At 71.3% G+C, this 19,981-nt stretch carries 20 protein-coding genes; 3 read left to right on the top strand and 17 right to left on the bottom strand.

What is annotated here, in order from left to right:
* Positions 1–287: 287 nt before the first annotated feature.
* The 7 genes from ACFSE6_RS10485 to rplU form a co-directional block, all read right to left on the bottom strand.
* Complete coding sequence (locus tag ACFSE6_RS10485) at positions 288–1,190, bottom strand: phosphotransferase enzyme family protein (protein WP_388006212.1); 903 nt, start codon at positions 1,188–1,190, stop codon at positions 288–290.
* 107 nt (positions 1,191–1,297) lie between these two features.
* Complete coding sequence (gene proB, locus ACFSE6_RS10480) at positions 1,298–2,446, bottom strand: glutamate 5-kinase (RefSeq protein ID WP_388006209.1); 1,149 nt, start codon at positions 2,444–2,446, stop codon at positions 1,298–1,300.
* Positions 2,447–2,502: 56 nt separating this feature from the next.
* Entirely contained in the window at positions 2,503–2,727 is a 225-nt protein-coding gene (locus tag ACFSE6_RS10475; RefSeq protein ID WP_388006206.1) for a hypothetical protein, read from the bottom strand.
* 49 nt (positions 2,728–2,776) lie between these two features.
* Complete coding sequence (locus tag ACFSE6_RS10470) at positions 2,777–4,243, bottom strand: hypothetical protein (protein WP_388006203.1); 1,467 nt, start codon at positions 4,241–4,243, stop codon at positions 2,777–2,779.
* A gap of 148 nt (positions 4,244–4,391) precedes the next feature.
* Positions 4,392–5,906: a GTPase ObgE gene (gene obgE / locus ACFSE6_RS10465; RefSeq protein ID WP_388006200.1), complete on the bottom strand. Its 1,515-nt coding sequence runs from the start codon at positions 5,904–5,906 to the stop codon at positions 4,392–4,394.
* Between the two features lie 79 nt (positions 5,907–5,985).
* Positions 5,986–6,249, bottom strand: a complete 264-nt coding sequence (rpmA, locus tag ACFSE6_RS10460) for a 50S ribosomal protein L27 (RefSeq protein WP_388006197.1) — start codon at positions 6,247–6,249, stop codon at positions 5,986–5,988.
* Positions 6,250–6,301: 52 nt separating this feature from the next.
* Positions 6,302–6,622 (bottom strand): 50S ribosomal protein L21, encoded by a 321-nt coding sequence (rplU, locus tag ACFSE6_RS10455; RefSeq protein ID WP_388006194.1) that lies wholly within the window; start codon positions 6,620–6,622, stop codon positions 6,302–6,304.
* A 181-nt stretch (positions 6,623–6,803) separates the two neighbouring features.
* Between rplU and ACFSE6_RS10450 the strand changes: the two genes are divergently transcribed.
* Both ACFSE6_RS10450 and ACFSE6_RS10445 read left to right on the top strand, forming a co-directional pair.
* Positions 6,804–7,535: a Type 1 glutamine amidotransferase-like domain-containing protein gene (locus tag ACFSE6_RS10450; protein ID WP_388006191.1), complete on the top strand. Its 732-nt coding sequence runs from the start codon at positions 6,804–6,806 to the stop codon at positions 7,533–7,535.
* Between the two features lie 97 nt (positions 7,536–7,632).
* Complete coding sequence (locus ACFSE6_RS10445) at positions 7,633–8,175, top strand: hypothetical protein (RefSeq protein WP_388006188.1); 543 nt, start codon at positions 7,633–7,635, stop codon at positions 8,173–8,175.
* Between the two features lie 169 nt (positions 8,176–8,344).
* On the opposite strand, the gene ACFSE6_RS10440 is transcribed toward ACFSE6_RS10445, so the two are convergent.
* The 4 genes from ACFSE6_RS10440 to ACFSE6_RS10425 are packed head-to-tail and all read right to left on the bottom strand — an operon-like array spanning position 8,345 to position 12,633.
* Positions 8,345–9,232 (bottom strand): carbohydrate ABC transporter permease, encoded by an 888-nt coding sequence (locus ACFSE6_RS10440; protein ID WP_388006185.1) that lies wholly within the window; start codon positions 9,230–9,232, stop codon positions 8,345–8,347.
* Positions 9,225–10,184 (bottom strand): carbohydrate ABC transporter permease, encoded by a 960-nt coding sequence (locus ACFSE6_RS10435; protein WP_388006182.1) that lies wholly within the window; start codon positions 10,182–10,184, stop codon positions 9,225–9,227. Before ACFSE6_RS10435 ends, ACFSE6_RS10440 begins: the two co-directional genes overlap by 8 nt.
* Entirely contained in the window at positions 10,181–11,530 is a 1,350-nt protein-coding gene (locus ACFSE6_RS10430) for an ABC transporter substrate-binding protein (RefSeq protein ID WP_388006179.1), read from the bottom strand. Before ACFSE6_RS10430 ends, ACFSE6_RS10435 begins: the two co-directional genes overlap by 4 nt.
* Positions 11,531–11,547: 17 nt before the next feature.
* Positions 11,548–12,633 (bottom strand): glycoside hydrolase family 172 protein, encoded by a 1,086-nt coding sequence (locus ACFSE6_RS10425; protein WP_388006176.1) that lies wholly within the window; start codon positions 12,631–12,633, stop codon positions 11,548–11,550.
* 317 nt (positions 12,634–12,950) lie between these two features.
* Between ACFSE6_RS10425 and ACFSE6_RS10420 the strand changes: the two genes are divergently transcribed.
* Positions 12,951–13,943, top strand: a complete 993-nt coding sequence (locus ACFSE6_RS10420) for a LacI family DNA-binding transcriptional regulator (RefSeq protein WP_388006173.1) — start codon at positions 12,951–12,953, stop codon at positions 13,941–13,943.
* 33 nt (positions 13,944–13,976) lie between these two features.
* On the opposite strand, the gene ACFSE6_RS10415 is transcribed toward ACFSE6_RS10420, so the two are convergent.
* The 6 genes from ACFSE6_RS10415 to ACFSE6_RS10390 all read right to left on the bottom strand — a co-directional run bounded on the left by ACFSE6_RS10415 (position 13,977) and on the right by ACFSE6_RS10390 (position 19,956).
* Positions 13,977–14,633: an SDR family oxidoreductase gene (locus ACFSE6_RS10415; RefSeq protein ID WP_388006170.1), complete on the bottom strand. Its 657-nt coding sequence runs from the start codon at positions 14,631–14,633 to the stop codon at positions 13,977–13,979.
* A gap of 28 nt (positions 14,634–14,661) precedes the next feature.
* Positions 14,662–15,915, bottom strand: coding sequence for a glycoside hydrolase family 6 protein (locus tag ACFSE6_RS10410; RefSeq protein WP_388006163.1), 1,254 nt, complete (start codon positions 15,913–15,915; stop codon positions 14,662–14,664).
* A gap of 134 nt (positions 15,916–16,049) precedes the next feature.
* The gene (locus tag ACFSE6_RS10405; RefSeq protein ID WP_388006160.1) at positions 16,050–16,733 is read right to left on the bottom strand and encodes an alpha/beta fold hydrolase; all 684 of its coding nucleotides are present in this window, start codon (positions 16,731–16,733) and stop codon (positions 16,050–16,052) included.
* A 132-nt stretch (positions 16,734–16,865) separates the two neighbouring features.
* A complete protein-coding gene (locus ACFSE6_RS10400; protein ID WP_388006157.1) occupies positions 16,866–17,684 on the bottom strand; it encodes a carbohydrate ABC transporter permease in 819 nt (272 codons plus the stop codon).
* Positions 17,681–18,538 carry a carbohydrate ABC transporter permease gene (locus ACFSE6_RS10395; protein ID WP_388006883.1) on the bottom strand — a complete coding sequence of 286 codons (858 nt, stop codon included), beginning with the start codon at positions 18,536–18,538 and terminating at the stop codon, positions 17,681–17,683. The genes ACFSE6_RS10400 and ACFSE6_RS10395 overlap by 4 nt, the downstream gene beginning before the upstream one ends.
* Before the next feature lie 38 nt (positions 18,539–18,576).
* The gene (locus tag ACFSE6_RS10390; RefSeq protein WP_388006154.1) at positions 18,577–19,956 is read right to left on the bottom strand and encodes an extracellular solute-binding protein; all 1,380 of its coding nucleotides are present in this window, start codon (positions 19,954–19,956) and stop codon (positions 18,577–18,579) included.
* Positions 19,957–19,981 lie beyond the last annotated feature (25 nt).

Raw genomic sequence — 19,981 nt, 5'->3', positions numbered from 1 at the left:
CCGGGTCCGCGCGACGGCGTGTCACGCACCGCCCGCGGGGCTCAGGTCAGGGGTGACGCGTCGGCGCGCACCCTGGGGCGCCGAGGCGTCGCGGCGGAATGTCTCAGGCGGACATTCGCATCGCGCACATGGGCATGCACATCATGAGCTCAGCGCGGCGGGTCGACCACTGCTGCTCGATGATCAGGTGCGTGTTCATGTGGCTGCGGTTCCTTCGTGCTGGATGCACCCGCGCATGTGCGCAGGGGACACTGCGCGAGCGACGCTAGGCGAGCCGGGTTCCGGTGTCAACTCCCGGACGGGCCGCTCTGGTAGCTGTACCAGCGCGCCGCAGTGTCCCCGTCCTGCAGTGTGCGCAGCCGGTGGTGGGCCTCGCGGGCCACCTGCGGGTTGTTCGGCGCGCCGACGAGCCCGAACATGGTGGTGACGAGCTCGCGGATCCGGCGCAGCACCGGCCAGGCCGGATGACGCGTCACGTCCACCCCGTAGGTCGCGGCCATGACCTGCTGGCGGCGGCGGGTGCGGAATCGGACAGCGCTGACCGCGGTCGGCACGAGGTCCTGGACCTGCGGGCCGCGGGCGAGGCTGTCGATGTCGCACAGGACGGGGCGCCCGTCGCCCGCGCGCAGGAGGTTGGCGATGTGGGCGTCGCCGTGCATGAGTCCCATGTGCAGTGTGGGGGCGACCTCCCGGTACCGGGACTCGAGGTCCTCGATCTCCGCGGCGAGCCAGGCGCGATCTGCCGGGTCCACCCACTCCACGGCGGCCAGACGGCGGCGGCACGTCTCCAACGGCGCCCACGGCGGCAGGTCCGTCGTGAGTTCGACGGCGTGGAGCTCACGCAGTGCGCGGCCGAGATTGTCGGTGCGCCACTTGCGGTCCGGCTCGTCGTCGGCGTGCCAGAAGGTGGCGACGTAACCGCCTGCCCCGACGAGCTGGTCGACCTCGAGCAGCCGGCTGACCGGCCCACCGGCAGCGGCCAGGGAACGTGCGAGGCCGACCTGGGCGATCGCCTCGGGTGTGGGACCGCCGCCGCGGACGCGGACCACGACGGGAGCGCTCGCGAGCCGGTAGACGGTGTTGACGGAACGCTGCACCAGCGTCGCGCCGGCCGGGTCGAGTCCGACGGCGGCGCAGGCGCGGACGAGGGCGGGATGGGCGTGCCGGGTGGCGGGCGGCGTCGTCGTCATCGGCTCGCCCCCACGGTCGACGGCGGGAGGTCGGCGGGGAGCATGCGGGAACACTGCCCGAGGAAGATGAGAGGTTCATGAAACGTTCATGAGACTCCCAGGATCGTTCAGCCCGGCGTGCGGACCCGCCCTGGCCGTACCTGCGCCAGGTCGTCACGGTGGACGACGGCGCGCGGCACGTCGCCGTGCTCGCGCAATTCATGGGAGGACTTGCCGAGCATCTCGGGCAGGTCGCCGGAGGAGTAGGCCACGAGCCCGCGGGCGACGACGCCGGTCGGCCCGACGAGTTCGACGGCGTCCCCGGCCTCGAAGTCACCGTCCACGCTGGTGATCCCCGCGGCGAGCAGCGAGCGCTTGCCGTCGGTGACCGCGCGGGCGGCGCCGGCGTCGATGTGCAGCCGACCGCGGACCTGGGCTGCGTGCGCGAGCCAGAGACGGCGGGCGGAGACGCGGTGCCCGGTCGGCGCGAACCAGGTGCCGACCGGCTCGCCGGCGAGCGCCCGGGCGGCGTGCGGGGCACAGGTGAGCACCACCGGGACTCCGGACCCGGTGGCGATCGAGGCGGCGTCGAGCTTGGTCACCATACCGCCGGTCCCGATGTCGCTCCCCCGCCCGGTGACCTCGACCTCGGACAGGTCGGCGAGGGAGCGGACCTCGGGCACCAGGCGGGCGTGCGGGTCGGTGGGCGGACCGTCGTAGAGACCGTCGACGTCGGTGAGCAGGACGAGGCCGTCCGCCCGGACCAGGTGGGAGACCAACGCGGCGAGCCGGTCGTTGTCACCGAAGCGAACCTCGTCGGTGGCGACGGTGTCGTTCTCGTTGACGATCGGGACCACTCCGAGGGCGAGGAGACGCTCCAGTGCCCGTTGCGCGTTGGCGTAGTGCTGGCGCCGGATGAGGTCGCCGGCGGTGAGCAGGACCTGACCGACCGTCAGGCCGTGCCGGCCGAAGGCCTCGGTGTACCGGGCGACGAGGAGCCCTTGTCCCACGCTTGCGGTGGCCTGGGCGGTCGCGAGGTCCTTGGGCCGGCCCGGCAGCCCGATCGGTCCGATGCCGGCGGCGACGGCACCCGAGGAGACGAGCACGACCTGCCGGCCCGCGGCACGGGCCTGGGACAGCACCTCGACCAGCGACCGCAGAGCCGCGAGATCGAGGTGGCCGTCCGCGCCGGTGAGCGAGGAGGAACCGACCTTGACGACGAGCCGTCGCGCGCGCGAGAGGTCGGTCCGGGACTCCGAGGCGTTCACGGCCTCCATCTTGGCCCACGGCTCGCTCCGCGCGCGGAAGCGTCTCGCCAGGCCGGACGGACGGGTCAGATCTCCCGGCCGCTGCGGTGGCCGCCGTCGGGGTGAGCGGTCGCGTCCTGCTGGGCACCGGCGGCGGGATCACCGCCGCCCTCGGTGCCGTGCACGTCCTGCGACGCGTCCAGCTCCTCGCCGGTGACCTCATCGCCGGTGGTCTCCGGGCGCTGCTCGCCCTGAGCACCGCCGGGGCGCAGCCAGTCGGCCGTGCCGGGTTGGGGGTTCTCCTCACTCATGAGACCACCGTGGCACCACCCGGCGCCGTGGGCATCCCGACCGCGTCGGTCAGGAGCGGCGTTCGGACTCCGTCACGTCGGCGTCCTCGGCATCCTGGGCGTCGTCATCACGCTCGTTCGTCGCGGTCACCTCGTCCGCGGACCGGGTGGAGTCGACCTCGCGGGTCTCGTCGCCCTCGTCCGTCTCGAACTCGTCGTCGTCCTCGTCCTCGTCGAACTCGTCCTCGTCGAACTCCGCTTCGGCGGCCTCGGCCGCCTCGAGAGCGGCCGCCCGGCGTGCGGCCCGGCGCGCCACGAGGCCTGCGACGAGCGCCAGCACAACGCCGAGCACGACCCACCCGAGGAGGACCAGTGCGGAGACCAGGCCCCCGCTGCCGCCCATGTAGGCGGTCGACTGCAACAGGTGCCCGGCGGCACCCGTGGGCAGGTACTGGCCCACGGTGCCCCACGCGCCCGCGAGGGCCTCGGGCGGCGTCCACAGCCCGGCGAGACCGATCCCAGGGATGGTGATGAGCAGCAGGGCCACGGCTCCGCCCGCGAGTCCCGCCAGGCCGAGCAGGCCGACGAAGAGCAGCAGGCTCGCTCCGGCGGCAAGGGCGACGGCACCGGACAGCGACCAGAATCCGCCCTCGACCGAGCCGAGGCCGTGGAGCGCACCGGAGAAGGCGAGCCCGAGGACGACCGAGACGGCAACAGCCCCGAGGACCTGGGCGCGCAAGCGCCCGCGAAGCTGGTGCCTCAGCGCTGCGGCGGCCCCGAGGCCGAGCAGGCCGAGCACGACGGCGGTGACCGTGATGCCGAGTGCGTTCGGGTCCTGCGTGGTGGTCGTGGCCACGTCGGTAACGTTGGTCAGGCCGAGCTGCGATCCCAGCGACTGCAGGGTGTTCGCCTGCTGGGCGTTGGCCCCGGTCGCGATGTAGGTGGCGGGAGCGTCCTGGTTGAGCACGAAGCCGCCGTAGATGTCGCGGTCCTCCGTGGCGGTGCGCAGCGCCTCGGCATTGTCGAAGCGCTGGACGTCGAACCCGCCGGGCTGGAACTGGTCCAGTGCGCCGCGCAGCTGATCGACGGTCTGCTGGGGGCCGACCATGCCGATCGGCACGCCCTGGGCGGTCCCGCCGGCCGTGGGCGCGACGATGGCCAGCAGGGCCACGAAGACCGTGACAACGGCGCCGACGGCGACGTTGAGCACACGGCCGATGACCTCCGACGGCGGAAGCGTGCCGTCCTCGTCCTGCTCCTCCTCGTCGTCCTCAGCCTCGTCGAGTTCGGGCACGCCGTAGTACTCGCGCTCGTCGTCGGCTTCGGTGTCCTGGGTCGCCGGGCCGGACTCCTCGTTCGCGCCGGTGTCCTCGTCCGTTTCGCCGGCCGTCGCGGCGTCGTCGAGGTCGATGCTTTCGGTCTCGGTGCCGTCGACAGCGCGGGTCGTCGCCTCCGCGTCCGTGGTGCCGACCTCGTCGGCGTCGTCCCGGCCGGTCCGGTCCCGGCCGGTCTCGTCGGCGTCGTCGCGAGTGGACATGCCTCTCCTTCGCTGATGCGGTCGGTGCCGCTGGCGGTGGTGCAACGCGTCGCGACGACCGTACGCCACGTCCGGCCCCCGCGATGCTCAGGGAACGGTCAGGTTGGGGGCGTAACGCGCCGGCCGGCGGTGACGGGACTCACACGGCTCATTCCGGCTCCTCCGGGTCGGCCCAGCGTCCCTGCTCGCGTTCGGCCCACAGTTCCTCCCGTGCCGCGGCCTTGGCATCCATGAGGTCGTGATAACTGCGCCGGCGCTCGCCGCGGGTGGCCCGGCCGGTCTCCTCGAGCCGCTGGTCGCTCCCGCGTGGCCCCAGCAGCTCGGTGCCGGTCTGCACGGTCGGCTCCCAGTCGAAGACGACGCCGCCGTCGTCCGGGCCGATGACCACCGTGTCGCCCGCGACCGCCCCGGCGGCGAAGAGCTCGTCCTCGACCCCCAGACGATTCAGCCGATCGGCGAGATAGCCGACCGCCTCGTCGTTGGCGAAGTCGGTCTGGCGGACCCAGCGTTCCGGCTTGCTGCCACGGACCTGGAAGTACTCCCCCTCCGGCCCGGTCCGGCGAGTGACGGTGAATCCGGCGTCGTCGACCGGTGCCGGGCGCAGCACGACGCGGGCCGGCTCCGTCGGCGGGGCAGCCTCGCGGGCCCGCGTCACGATGCCGGCGAGCGCGAAGGAGAGCGAGCGGAGGCCCTCGTGGGAGGCGGTGGAGATCTCGAAGACCTCCAGGCCCCGGGCCTCGAGGTCCGGACGGACCAGGTCCGCGAGCTCGCGTGCCTCGGGGACATCCACCTTGTTCAGCACGACGACGCGGGGCCGCTCCATGAGCGGGACCCCGCCCGCATCGAGATCGGCGGCGTACTGCGCGAGCTCGGCCTCGATGATGTCGAGGTCGGAGATCGGGTCCCGCCCGGGTTCCAGCGTCGCGCAGTCGAGGACGTGCACCAGGACCGCGCAGCGTTCCACGTGCCGCAGGAACTCCAGGCCCAGGCCCTTGCCCTGCGCGGCGCCGGGAATGAGGCCGGGCACGTCGGCGACCGTGTAGCGCTCCTCGCCCGCCTGGACGACGCCGAGGTTGGGGACGAGTGTGGTGAACGGGTAGTCGGCGATCTTGGGCCGCGCGGCGGACATCGCGGCGACGAGGGAGGACTTGCCCGCGCTCGGGAACCCGACGAGTGCGACGTCGGCGACCGACTTCACCTCGAGGACCAGGTCGGCACGCTCGCCCTCCTCCCCCAGCAGCGCGAACCCGGGGGCCTTCCGTCGCGGCGAGGCGAGGGCGGCGTTGCCGAGCCCGCCACGCCCGCCGGTGGCGGCGACGTATCGGGTGCCGGCGCCGACGAGGTCGGCGAGGACCTCGCCGTCGGGAGTCTTGACGACGGTGCCGTCCGGGACGGGCAGGATCAGGTCCGCGCCCGTCTTGCCGGCACGCAGGTCCCCGGAGCCCTGGGTGCCCGACTCGGCCTTGCGGTGCGGCTTGTGGTGGTAGCTGAGCAGAGTGGTGGTCTGTGGGTCGACCACGAGCACCACGTCTCCGCCCCGGCCGCCGTTCGCCCCGTCGGGGCCGCCGAGCGGCTTGAACTTCTCCCGGCGGATGGAGGCGCAACCGTGCCCGCCGTCGCCGGCCGCGACGTGGATGACCACCCGGTCCACGAACGACGCCATGGCCTACCTCCCGACAGATGCGGCAGGGGCGGGCGGCTGTGCGCCGCCCGCCCCTGCCGAGGTTGTATGTGTGGTCTGCTCAGACCGCCGCGTCGGCGAGGACCACGTCGACCACCTTGCGGCCGCGCCGGCTGGCGAAGGCCACCGAGCCCGCCTCGAGGGCGAAGAGGGTGTCGTCCTTGCCCCGGCCGACGTTGTTGCCGGGGTGGAAGTGGGTGCCGCGCTGACGCACGATGATCTCGCCGGCCTTGACGACCTGACCGCCGAAGCGCTTCACACCGAGGCGCTGGGCGTTGGAGTCGCGGCCGTTCCGGGAGGAGCTGGCGCCCTTCTTGTGAGCCATCTAGAGACCTGCCTTCTACTCGTTTGGCGAACGAGCCCGTACGGGCCGCGGGTTACTTGATGCCGGTGACCTTCAGCCGGGTCCGGCTGGAACGGTAGCCCTGGCGACGGCGGTAGCCGGTCTTGTTCTTGAACTTCATGATGGAGATCTTCGGACCCTTCTCCGCCCGCACGATCTCGGCCGTGACCGTCACCTTGGCGAGGTCGTCGGCCCCCGTGGTGACCTTCTCGCCGTCGACGAGCATGATGGGCTCGAGTTCGATCGAGTCCCCGGGGTCGCCGTTCAGACGGTCGACGACGACGACGTCGCCGACGGACACCTTCTCCTGCCGGCCGCCGGCCTTGACGATCGCGTACACCACGTTGCTGCTCATCTCTGTCGTTTCGGGTCGAGCGTCCCACCGCCGGGTCGGCGCGGGGCTCGAGACTCACGGAACCGGTGCCCCGCTGGGGCGACGCACCGACGCTCTAGATTACGCGCCCGGCCCTGCCCGGGCAAACCTCTGCAGGCCGCGGATCGGCGCCGGAGCGTGTGTGATCTGGCACAGTGAGGCCGTGCCTGCCGACTCCCCGACCATTGTCGCCACCTCGGGTGGGTATGTGCCGGGCCGGCGCAGCCGCACCGCCTTCGGTCCGCTGGTCCGTCACGCCGTCGACCTGGCCGGTGTGCACGGTCGTCGACCGAGGCTCGGCTACGTCGGCACGGCCAACGGCGACCAGCAGTTCGCGATCGCCGAGCGGCATGAGGCGGCTCGCACGGCGGGGTTCGACCTCAACCCGCTGCGTCTGTTCACCATGCCGAACGTCGACGACGTGGAGGGCTACCTGCGCGAGCAGGACGTGGTCTGGGTCGACGGCGGGTCGGTGGCCAACCTGCTCGCGGTCTGGCGCGTCCATGGGCTCGACGAGATCTTCCGGCGTGTGTGGGAGGCCGGCGTCGTCCTCGCCGGGGTCAGCGCCGGATCGATCTGCTGGCACACGTCCGGCACGACGGACTCCTTCGGACCCGAGCTGCAGGCTGTCCACAACGGCTTGGGTCTGGTGCCCTACGGCAACGGGGTGCATTACGACAGCGAGGAGCGCCGTCGTCCGGCGGTCCACCGGCTGGTGGCGACGGGCGAGCTCGGCCGGGCGTATTGCACCGACGACGGCGTGGGCCTCGTCTACCAGGGCACAGAGCTCGCCGAGACCGTCACCGAACGGCCCGGGAAGAGCGCCTACGTCGTCGAGCGGCGTGGCGACGGCTCGGTCGTCGAGGAGCGGATCGAGCCGCACCTGCTTCGGTAGGACCGCGGGCCGGTGCTCGGACCGAGGCCGCGCCCGTGCCGATCAAGGCCGCGCGCCGCGCGGGTCCGTGCGACCGGGTGGTGTAGAAAGCACAACCATGGAGATCGTGATCGGCGTCGTCATCCTGGTGGTCATCCTCGCCCTGCTCCGTCAGTTGGCGAACGCCCGCAGGAAGGCGAAGGCGAAGGCCGCCGAAGCGGGGAACGCCATCGGTGAGGGAGTGGTCCAGAGGACGCTCAGCAAGAAGATGGCCGGAATCCTCGACCACCTCGGAGCGACGCTGGACTTCGCGGCACCGCCGGAGCGGGTCGAACCCGTGGTCGCCGAGGCGTTCGCGGCCAAGCCCAATGAGGTCGCCGAGCTGGGTGATCGGCGCTGGATGATCCAGGCCTTCTTCAGCAACGACCAGGATGCCGTCCTCGCCCTGGTTCCCCATCAGGGCGGCTCACGACTGCGGATCGAGTCCGCACGCGACGAGCGTGGCTTCCCCCAGGGCGGCCCGCAGTGGGTGGAACTGTTGCGGCCGCCCGTCGAGAAGGCCGCGCGCGGGGCGGGCCTCGAGGTCACACGCGGCTCGGTGACGCACACCAGGAGCCAAGAGTCCGCGGGCCGGACACGCTGGGTCCTCGCCCAGCCCTGACGCGGCCCGGCACCGCTCGCGTGGAGCCTCCGTCAGGCTAGACCGGACGAAACCGCCACCCCACGCCAGCCGACGCACCCACCCGAACCGCCGACACACACACCCGAGCTGCCGGCGCGCCCACAGAGCCGGCGCGCGGCCGGCGGAGACCGCCGGCCGCGCGTGCGTCCTACTTGAACCCGGCCGTCTTGATGGACTCGACGATCTGCTTCTGGAAGAAGAAGAAGATCAGCAGGGTCGGCAGCGCCGCGACGGTCGAGGCCGCGAGGACGTAGTTCCAGTCGGCGGCGTACTGCTGCTGGAACGTCGCGATTCCGAGCTGGACCACGCGCAGGTCGGGGTCCGAGGTAATCGTCAGCGGCCAGACGAAGGAGTTCCAGTTCGCGAGGAAGAAGAACACCGCGAGCGCCGCCATGATCGGCCGGGACAGGGGCAGGATCACGCTGCGGTAGATCCGCCAGTAGCTCGCGCCGTCGACCAGCGCGGCCTCCTCCAGCTCGGCCGGCAGGGAGACGTAGAACTGGCGCAGCAGGAAGATCCCGAAGGCGTTGAAGATCGCCGGGACGATCAGACCCGCGTAGCTGTCCACCATGCCGAGCGTGCGCACGACGACGAAGGTCGGGATGAGGATGACCGGCAGGCTGACCAGCAGGGTGGAGAAGATCAGCAGGAAGAGGGTCTCCCGGCCCCGGAACTTCAGCCGCGCCAGGGCGTAGGCGGCCATCGAGTGGAACCACAGCGCCACCACGGTGATCGTCGCGGAGACGAAGAAGCTGTTGAACATGTACCGCAGGAACGGCACCTCGGTGAAGACGTACCGGAAGTTCTCCAGCGTCGGTGCCGCGGGGATGAGGTCGGTGCTGTTGACCTCGGCCGCCGCCTTGAACGAGCCCGAGACCATCCACACGATCGGGAAGATCGTCAGCAGGCCGAGGACGAGGCCGATCACGGCCAGGGTGACGCGGCGCCGGGTCCAGAGGCTGTCGCCCTTGGCGCGGTAGCTCCGTGCGTCCGGCGACCCGGCCCGTGCGGTCGCGTTCGTCGTCGTCTCACTCATTGTCGAACCGACCTCCCCGGGTGACGGCGAACATCAGACCGGACCAGATGAGCATCACCAGGACCAGCACCGAGCCGACGGCTGCCGCGTAGCCGAGCTCACCGAACAGGAACGCCTGCTCGTACACGTAGAAGATGAGCAGCGTCGTCGCGCCCGCGGGCCCGCCGCCGGTGAGGACGAAGATGAGATCCAGTCCACCCGTGATGACGGCGACCGTCGCGGTGATGACGACGAAGAAGCTGGTCGGCCGCAGCAACGGGAAGGTGATGTGCCAGAACCGCTGCCAGGCGCCCGCACCGTCGATCCGGGCCGCCTCGTAGTACTCGCCCGGGATGTCCTGCAGGCCGGCGAGGAAGATGACCATGTAGTAGCCCATCTGGAACCACACCGTCACCACGACGACGGCTGCCAGCGCGAGGTTGGGCTCACCGAGGAAGGAGACGTTCTCCATCCCGAGCAGGGCCGCCAGGCGGCTGAGCACGCCGGTGCGCTCGCCGAGCATGAACTGCCAGACCATCGCCACGACCACGAGGCTGATGACGTACGGGACGAAGAGCATGCTCCGGATGAGCCCGACGAACGGCAGTCGCTGCTGGACCAGCAGGGCCAGGCCGAGACCGAGGATGAAGATCGCGGGCACGACGCCGACCAGGTACAGCAGCGTGATCCGGACGCTGGACCAGAACTGCGGGTCACCGACCAGGCGGACGTAATTGTCGAAGCCGATGAACTCGAAGGTCCCGAACCCGTCGATCCGGAAGAAGCCGAGAACGATGGCGAGGATCATCGGGACGGCGACGAAGACGAACAGGCCGAGCGTGTCGGGAAGCAGGAACCAGAACGCGGCGCGCCGCTCCCGCCTGGCCTGCGCGGCCTTACCGTTCGCCGGGCGCTGGTCCCGGCGGGCGCCCGATGACTGGCCCGCCGTACGCGAGACCGAGACGGCACTCATATGAGCGAACCTCCTTCGTAGGTCTCGAGGTAGCTCTCGATCGCGCTCTGGGCGATCTCGGCCTGCTGCTGCGCGTCGGCGCCGGCGAGCATGGTCTTCTGGATGGCGTTGGAGACCGCCTTGTAGACCACCGGCGGGTAGCGCGGCTCGCCCCGTCCGGTGGGCGTGATCTCGTCGCGGAACTGCTGGAGGATCGGGTCCTCGAACGAACCGGTGTTGCCGATCGCCTCGGTCACCGACCGGCGGGCCGGCATGTTGCCCTTCGCGACCCCGTTCCACTGCACGGCGGCGTCGATCGACTCCTGACTCATGCTGCCCATGAGCTCGACGGTGAATCGGGCGGCCGCGTCCGGGTCGACGCCCTGGCTGTTGACGACGAACGCCCATCCGCCGAGGACCGTCGTCGGCTCGCCGCCCGGTGGGGTCGGCATCGGGAAGACTCCGTAGGGGTGGTCGGGGGCGTTCTGCCGCATGGCTTCCACCTGCCAGATGCCGGTGTGCCACATCGCCGCGTAGCCGTTGGTGAAGGCGCCGACCATGTCCCCACCGGCCGGCAGCGTGCGCGGCGAGGCCCCGGACCGGACGGCCTCCCCGTACATCGCGAGGGCCTGGACCGCGGCCTCGGAGTCGAAGATCGCCTCCTGGGACTCGGGGTCGATCACGTCCCCGCCGCCCTGCCAGACCCACGGGTAGAACGTGAAGTTCTGGTAGTAGCTCGGCGTGGTGTCGAAGACGAGCCCGGCACGCTGTCCGCCGGTGAGGCGGCGGCCGATCTCGAGCATCTCGTCCCACGTCTGCGGCAAGTCACCCTCGGACAGGCCGGCCTCCTCGAAGGACGGGATGTCGTAGAAGACGGCGAGCGGCTCCTGCTCCATCGGCAGGCCGTAGACCTTGCCGTCGACCGTGCGGGTCGCCAGCGCCTCCGGGTAGTAGTCATCGATCGCGGCCTGGTCCATGTACGGCGTGAGGTCGGTCAGGACGCCGCCGTTGTAGTACCGCAGGAAGTCGCCCGGGGAGATGAGGAACAGGTCCGGGCCGTCACCGGAGGCGAACGCCGTCGTGATGCGGGTGTTCGTCGGGTCGGTGTAGCCGGGGATGTAGACCATCTGGACCGGCCGCTCCCCCGCGTCGGCCCACCGGGCCGTGGCGTCGAGGAACCAGTCGCTCTGGGCGACGATGTTCGGGTCGCCCTGGCTCTGGGGCGAGTAGTTGTTCCAGAACTGCATCGGCGCACGGTCGGCGGCGCTGCTGGACGAGCATCCGCCCAGCGCCCACGCTCCGCCGAGCCCGCCCGCCGCGGCGACGCCCAGGCGCAGGGCGCCGCGCCGGCTGAGGTGATTCGTCATCGAATGGCTCCGGTCGGTCAGAGGACCTCGAGGGCGTCGGCGTCCGGGGTCTGCGGACGCCGCGCCGTCGGGCGGTCGAGGTAGAACAGCGCCGTCGAGGCAATGTCGTCGTGCAGCGGCAGGTAGCGCTTGCCGGAGCGCCAGCCGAGCGCCTGGATGTCCACGGTGACGTCGCTGCTGAAGTGGATGGGGTCCGGCACGTGCCAGCGGTACATGCCGAAACGCTGCTGGGAGCGGTACAGGCCGTCCGGGCGGAGGATCTGGTGCAGCCCGAGGTACGGCGTCGTGAAGGCCGTGTAGCCCTCACCCGGGACGTCGAAGTTCCACGCGCCCCCGAAGTAGTCCTCGGTGCCGGTGCCGCAGATGGTCGGGAAGTGTCCGTCGGTGGCCCCCTCCGGTGCGTCGCCGTCGAGGTAGAACTTGATCTCGCCCTCGCCCCACCATCCGGAGCTGTTCACGCCCCAGGCGATGTAGGTGCCGACGTACTGACCGCGGCCCTCGACCCCGGTCAGGATCGGGTGGGTGGTGCGACCCGGCAGCGGGTTGGAGCGGCGCCACTGCGCGTGCAGGTACCCGGCGTCCGCGCCGGGCGCGTCCTCACCGACCTCGTAGCTGACCTGGTAGTAGACGACGGCCGTCTCGGTTCCCAGGTTCTCGATGGTCAGGTGGGCGCGGTCGCGGAACGGCATCGGCCAGTAGCTGTTGAAGCCGCCGTGGGGGTTGACCGCGATCGTCTCGGAGCTCAGCTGGGCGAAGGAGCCCCACCCCTGGCCGAAGAAGTCACCGACCGGCACCTCGACGGCCGGCTCGGCGGCGCCGTCCCAGTACGCCCGGAGCAGCAGGGAACGCCAGTGGTCGGTGTGGGTGGTCAGCCAGATGTGGGTGATCCGTCCCGGTCCGTCGATCCGGGCGACGTCGAACGTCTCCCCGGGGCCGATCTCGACGCTCGGCGAGACCTTCCAGCCCTGGCCGAGATCGCGCGCCGGGCCGGCGCCGGTGCCGTCGGTGGCACGGCCGCCGCCCGCCTTCTCGCCGGAGAAGTTCTCCGGGCTGATGGAACGGGTGGCCACGGTGCGCAGCGTGGCGATGTCAGGTCGCAGCATGGGTGTCCTTCGTAACGAGGGTCGGGCCGGGTGGGAGGGGCATCCGTCCTGGTGACGCCCGGCGCGAGGCACAGATATCGTGTAATCGATTTCCGACCGTACGGGCCCGGCCCTGGGGTGTCAACTTTCGCGGCTCGTGTCCGCCGGTGCGCGATCATAGGGCCCGTCGGCGCCTGTGCGGGACACCCCCACGGGCACCGGCCCACGCGCGAATCGGGGTGGGCGCCACCGCCGCGCGAGGGGACGACGCGGGCGCCGCCTGGGACTTCGGGCGCCGCCGGTGGCCTAGGGTGAGGCCACGCTGCGAAGGGGGCGAGATGGCAAGGATCGTGGACGTTGCCGCGCTGGCTGGAGTCTCGACCGCGACCGTGTCGCGGGTGCTGAACGGCAAGGCCGTCCGCGCGGACCTGGAGAAGGCCGTCCGCAAGGCGATCGACGAACTGGGCTACACCCCCAACCGCACCGCACGCTCCCTGCGGCGCCAGCACTCCGAGGTCATCGCCCTGGTGTTGCCAGACATCGAGAACCCGTTCTTCACCTCGCTCGCGCGTGGCGTCGAGGACATCGCCCAGGAGGCCGGCCTGTCGGTGGTGCTGTGCAACACCGACGAGGATCCGGACAAGCAGGAGCGCTACCTGCGCATCGCCGACGACGAGAACATGGCCGGCGTGATCGTCGCTCCCGCGGGCCCGTCGGCGCTCCTGAGGCACCTCACCGAACGCGAACGCGCCGTGGTCGTGGTGGACCGGGCGGTGCCGGACGACGTCGACCAGGTCACCTTCGACAACCTCGAGCTGGGCCGGCGCGCCACCCGCGCCCTCGCCGAACGCGGATTCCGCCGGATCGCCTGCGTGACCGGCCCCGAGAGCACGCCGACGGCGGTCGCGCGTGCCCAGGGATGGCGCGAGGAGCTCGCCGAGGCGGGCCTGCCCGCGCCGGAGGACCTCCTGGTGCACGTGAACTTCCGCGTCGACGGTGGTGAGGATGCGATGACCCGGTTGCTGGAGCTCGCCACCCCGCCGGACGCGGTGCTTGCGACGAACAATCTCGTCGGGGTCGGTGCCTTGCGGGTGCTCTCGGCCACGGACCAGGTCGACCTCGGACTCGGGATCATCGGCGACCTGCCGTTCGTCACCTCACCGGTGGACAACGTCTCGCTGTTGCAGCTGCGCCCACGGGAGATGGGCCTGTCGGCGGCGCGCATGCTGGTCCAGCGCATCCGCGGCGAGGCGGGTCCGGCGCGCCAGATCGTCCAGCCCACCCAGCCGGTGCGGCTTGGGGCGCCGCGCGAGTCCGGACCGGCCCGGTAGACGCCGTCGGGCGGCGCGGGTGAGAACCGCAGATCAGCTCCGCTGCGCCGCCAGCGCCTCGGCCACCGGCTGGTCGCCGGAGACGACCTCGGTCACCACACCCGCACTGGCCGGGTCGTCCAACGCCGCGCACAGCACGCCCGCGACGTCCTCGCGAGGGATCTCTGCGCGGGAGACCTCGGGGGCCATCCGCACGCGTCCGGTGCCCGGGTCGTCGGTGAGCACGCCCGGCCGGATGATCGTCCAGTCCAGGTCACGGGACATGAGGTCCTCGTCGGCCGCCTTCTTGGCGTCCTGGTAGGCGGCGAAGACCTCGTCCTCGATGCCGGCCCCGCCCTGGGCGGCCCCCATGGACGAGACCATGAGGTACCGCCGCACCCCGGCGGCCTCGGCGGCGTCGGCCAGCAGCACGGCGGCACCGCGGTCGACGGTGTCCTTGCGCGCGGCGCCGCTGCCCGGGCCGGCGCCGGCGGCGAAGACGACGGCGTCGGCACCGTTGACCACGGTCGCGACGTCGTCGACCCCGGCGCTCTCCAGGTCGAGGACGACGGGATGCGCGCCGTCCTCCTGCAGGTCCTCGACGTGGTCCGGGTTCCGGATGATCCCGAGAACCATGTCGCCGCGAGCGGCGAGCTGGCGGGTGAGCAGACGGGCGATCTTGCCGTGACCTCCGGCGATGACGATGCGCATACCCCGACCGTAGTACTCGGTGGCGGCTCTACGGAGCTGGGACGGCGTTGTCGATGAGCTCGTCGGCCATCTCGGGGAACCATGCGCCGGCAGGTGGATCGACGATGCCGCGCGCCGGGTCGAGGGGCCCCTCCGTGCCGCGGTAGCACTCACCGTCGGACTCGCCGGGCACCTTGATCCAGAGATAGGCGTCGAGCAGGTCGCTCCCGGTCTGCGTGGTGGGCCGCACGCCCAGGCCGCGGTCGAGCGGGTTGCACCAGTCCTCGTAGTCCTCGGGGACGTCCCACGGACCGACGCCGTTGCGGCTCGAGTCGATGACGAAGTGGGTCTCCGGCTCGAGGTCGCCGAGCTGCTCGGCGTACCGCGAGTCCACCGCGACGGTGTTCCGCTCGTGCGGGACGCTCCCCCACGGCGCCGACGTCCACTCCTGCTGCGCGGTCATCTCGACGCCCTCGTAGTCGCTGGCCGGACCGCCGTTCCAGAACTGGTCGCCGCACTCCGACGGCTCGGCGCCCGACTGCGTCACGAGGGCCACGCACGAGGAGATCCACCTGCCGTACGCCTCGAGGTTCGCCGAATACTGGTAGTTGGAGGCGTTGAGGAAGAACCCGTCGGCCCGTTCCACGCCGGCACGCAACAGTCGATCGGTCACGTCCCCGACCGCGAGCCAGCCGGAGTGGGTGCCGTCGAGGTACACGGCGGTGTTCGGCAGGCCGGCGAGCGCGTCGACCGCATGGCCCAGCATCTCGAAGCGTTCCGCGGCGGCCGTGGCGGGATCGGCCTCCTCGGGCCGGCACCACTCCTGCGTGCCGTCGTAGGCCGTGTAGTGCGGGATGATCCCCAGCCCGTCCGGCTCCAGGATGACGACGGCGTCCTTGTTGCCGATCCCCTTGGCCACCTCGTCGATCCACGCGGTGTACTCCTCGACCGACGTGGCGCCACCCGCCGAGTACTGAGCACAGTCGCGGAACGGCAGGTTGTACGCGACGAGCACGGGGACCGATCCCTCGGCGTGGGCCTGCACGACCACGCGCTTGGCCTCCTGCCGGGCCCTCCGCGGCGACTCGCCGGTCAGCCAGTGCGCCGTGGAGAAACTGCCGAGGTACTCGGCGTCGGCGCGGGCGTCGCCCTCGAGGTCCTGGGCCGCCTCGAGAGTCGTGGAGTGCGGGTTCACATACAGCTCCGCCCCCGGTTCGAGGACGTCGTTCGCGGCGGCGGCCGGGGTGGCGAGGCCACCACCGAGAGTGAGCGCAGCGGCAGCTGCGAGCGCGGTCCGCCTCATCGTCGAGGCCATCATGGTTCTCCCTGTCACGGCGTCGTGAGCGGCGACCGTGCCGCCCGATGGGAGCGCTCCCACCGGGTCCGAGACTGTCGGCATGGCGCCGCGGTGTCAAGCACCGCCGGGCCGAGCGCCGGTCAGCGGCGCTCGGCGATCCCGGCGATCGCCACGGCTAGGCGGTCTGGCGCACTGATCATCGGCCAGTGGCCTGTGGCGAGGTCGGCGTAGCGCACGTCCTCCGCCCGCGAAGGCTCGGGCAGATGGCCGGCCTCGATCCAGCTGCGGGCATCGTCCGGAGAGTACTCGGGGCAGACCAGGGTGACCGGAACCCGGTGGCGGCGCTCGTCCCGCAGACGGACCGTCGCATCAGTGACGCCGGACGGCACGGGCACGGTGAGGCTCTCCAGGCGTGTGCGGCTCGCCCTGTCGAGGTCGGCGGTGTCCGGACCGTCGAATCGCTCCCAGCCGGGGAAGGGCACCACACCGTCCCGTGCGGGGAAGGCGTCGAAGTACGTGGCGCCGTCGGCCGGCGGGAATCCACCGACCATCGCCACGCCGGCGATCGCGTCCGGGCGGGCGTCCGCGACGAGCCAGGCGAGGCCGGAGGCGGCGGAGTGGCCGACGACGAGCGGACGGGCGGCCCGGTCGACCTCGCCGAGCACGGCGGCGACCTGGTCCGCCAGGGTGGCGGCGACGTCGCCGTCGTCCTGCCCGGGCAGCCGGATCGGCACCGCGCGATGCCCCTGCCGGGCCAGGTGATCCGCGGTCTCCTGCCACACGGGGGCGGTCAGCCACATGCCGGCGATCAGCAGGATGTCCATGTCGTGCTCCCTCCCTCCGTGACGAGACTAGAGCTGCCAGGACGCCGGCCACGCCCCAGTGCGCGGCCGAGAGGGAGGACGTGGTTCCGCGCGACGACCGGATCCGCCCTCTCGGCATCGACGCGAAGCGGCTCACTCGCGTACGGCGCCGGCCAGCATGCCGCTGATGAAGTGTCGTTGCAGGAACAGGTACAACACCACCACGGGCAGCGCGACGAGGATCGCACCGGCGGCCAGCAGTGTGGTCCCCTGGGTGTACTGCCCCTGGAACAGGGCCAGGCCGAGCGGGGCGGTACGCAGCTGTCCGGTGGGTGACATGACCAGCGGGATGAGGAACTCGTTCCAGGTCCACATGAACATCAGCAGCACCATGGTGGTCATGGCGGGGCGGGCCACCGGGACGAGGACCTGCCACAGCACGCGGTGGTGACCGGCGCCGTCCAGGCGGGCGGCCTCGATGAGGGACCGGTTCGCGCCGCGGAAGAAGGCCCGCATCCAGAAGGTTCCGAAGGCGATCGACTGCGCCACCTGGGGCAGCGCGATCGCCCAGATCGTGTCCGTCAGCCCGAGGTAGCGCAGATCGAAGAACAGGGGCACGACGATGGCCTCCGCGGGGACCATGATGCCGAGCAGGAAGACATAGAACAGCACCTGGGAGCCGGCGAAGGTGAAGGCGCCGAACGCGTAGCCGGCCATCGTCGACAGCACGGTGGCCAGGGAGACGACCAGGGCGGCCACGGCGACGGAGTTGCGCAGATACTCGCCGAACCTCCCCTGGTCCCACGCGCGGGCGAGGTTCTCCCAGTGCACGGGACCGCCGGTCTGCGCGTCCGCCGGGGTCTCCGGAGAGAGGGCGGTGACGAGGATGGTCACGACGGGCGTCAGAGCGAGGGCGGCGAAGATCATCAGGATGGCGTAGTTCGCCACCCGTTCCGCGGTGGAGACCCTCATCGCTCGCGTTCCCCGATCCGGTTCACCGCGAGGTTGAGCAGGAAGATCAGCGCGGTCAGAACCACGGCGACCGCGGCGGCCGAGCCGACCTCCCCGAGCTCGAAGGCCCGCCGGTACACCTCGTAGCTCGGTACGGTGGTGGTGCTGCCCGGCCCGCCGCGGGTGGTGACGAAGACCAGGTCGAAGGTCTTGAGGGCAGCGATGATCGTCAGCACCAGCGAGACCACGATCTCCGGCCGAACCGAGGGCACGGTGATCGCCAGGAACGTGCGCACTGGGCCCGCGCCGTCGAGCGTGGCCGCCTCGTAGAGGTCCTGCGGGATGCGCGCCATCCCGGCCATGAGCAGCACGGTCACCAACCCGGTGCACACCCAGGTGCCGATGAGGCCGACGGCGGGCAGGGTCAGGGTGAAGTCCCCGAGCCAGGTCCGGGTGAGCGCGTCCAGGCCGACGGCGCGCAGGGCGGTGTTGAGGAGGCCGTCCGGGGCGTAGATCTGCCGCCACGCGACCGCGACGACCACCATGGCGATGACCTGCGGCAGGAAGACGACGGTGCGGAAGAAGGCCAGGCCACGCACCCGTGCCCGCATCAGCAGGGCGGCGAGCACCAGCCCGATGCCGAGCGGCAGCACGGCAAAGAAGACGATGAGCACCAGCGCGTGCCCGAACGCGGCGCGCAACGCGGCGTCGGTGAGGACGTCCGCGTAGTTCGCCAGACCTACGAAGGTCGCCAGGGACAGGCCGTCCCACTCGTACAGCGAGATCTGCACCGCCCGGCCCAGCGGGTAGAGCAGGAAGGCGGCGTAGACCACGAACGCCGGCAGCAGGAACCAGTACGGTGTGGCGCCGTACATGCTGCGCCGCCGGCGCACGTCCTGGGGGCGCGGCCGGCTCACTGGTTGGATTCCACGAACTCCGAGTAGTCGGCCTCGGCCGCCTGGGTGAACTCCTCCGGGGACATCTCGCCGGCCAGCAGGGACTGCAGTCCCTGCCCGAGGGTCTCGCCCATCGTGGGGGTCGCCCAGTCGAGATAGGGCAGCAGGGCTCCGTCGGTGATGGTCCGGTCGTAGGCCTCGTAGACCTCGGCGTTGAGGCTGTCCGGCGCCTCGTGCTCGCTGGTCTCGACCACCGGCATGTTGCCGGTCTCCGCGATGACTTCCATGGCGTCCGCGTCGGTGAGGAAGTCGATGTAGGCCGCGGCGACGTCCGGATGTTCCGCCTGCGAGGTGACCGCGAAGGGCAGCCCCGTCCCGCCGGTAGTCACCGGTCCGGCGCCTTCCTCGGTCGGTGGGGGCGCGAAGAATCCGGCGGTCTCCCCCATGGCGGCATGGATGTCGGCAGCGAGCCACGACCCGGCCATGAGGTAGACCCCCTCGCCCTCGGTGAAGGACTGCCAGACGGCGTCGTAGTCGGCGCCGTTGAACCCGTCACCGAAGTACCCTTCCTCGGCCCACTCCTGGACGGTGGCGGCGGCCTGGAGGTTCGCGTCGTCGGTCCAGGTGGCGCCCGCGTTTCCGAACCCGAGATCCCGGATCTCCGCGGGATCGACGTATGCGCCCTGCACCGGGCCGAAGACGTGGAGGGCGGGCCACTGGTCCAGGTTGCCGAGCATCAGCGGGGTCTCGCCCCGGTCGGCGATCGCGGGAAGCTGGTCGACGAACTCCGACCAGGTCTGCGGGACCTCGAGCCCGAGCTCGTCCAGCTTGTCGCGGTTGTAGTAGACCCCGACGACCTCACCCACCTGCGGCAGGCCGTAGACCGACCCCTCGCCGAAGGTGACGCCGTCGGGGCTGTAGCTGCTGTTCTGCAGGACCGAGTCACCGAACCGGTCGTGCCAGCCGTAGGCCTCGGCGTAGTCGTCCAGCGGCAGCAGCTGTCCGGCGCCGACGTATTGGCCCATCTGGGAGCGCGAATTGTTGACCTGCGTGACGTCCGGAGCGTCCTCGCCGGTGAGCGCAAGGCGCAGCGTGGCGTTGAGGTCGTCCGTCGACTGCGTCTCGCGCTGGATCTCGACGTTGGGGTAGGCCTCCATGAAGGCCTCGTTGAGCCGCTCGATCTGCTCGTTCTGACCGCCGCGGACCTCCTGGTCCCACACGGTGAGGGTGACGTCGCCGACGTCGGAGATGTCCGTCCGGACGTCGGTCGGTTCGCCGGAGGTCTCGCCGCCGTCGTCCCCGGCGGTGTTCGAGCCCGGGGTGCAGGCAGCGAGGGCGAGAGCGGCTCCGGCCAGCACGCCGAGGCCAGCAGCGCGTCTCGAGCGGGTGGTGGTCATCGTCTCTCCTTCTGCGCGAGGCTCC

Source organism: Georgenia deserti (assembly GCF_042680605.1).
GTDB classification, from domain to species: Bacteria; Actinomycetota; Actinomycetes; order Actinomycetales; family Actinomycetaceae; genus Allobogoriella; species Allobogoriella deserti.
This window is presented reverse-complemented; position numbering and strand designations above follow the sequence as displayed.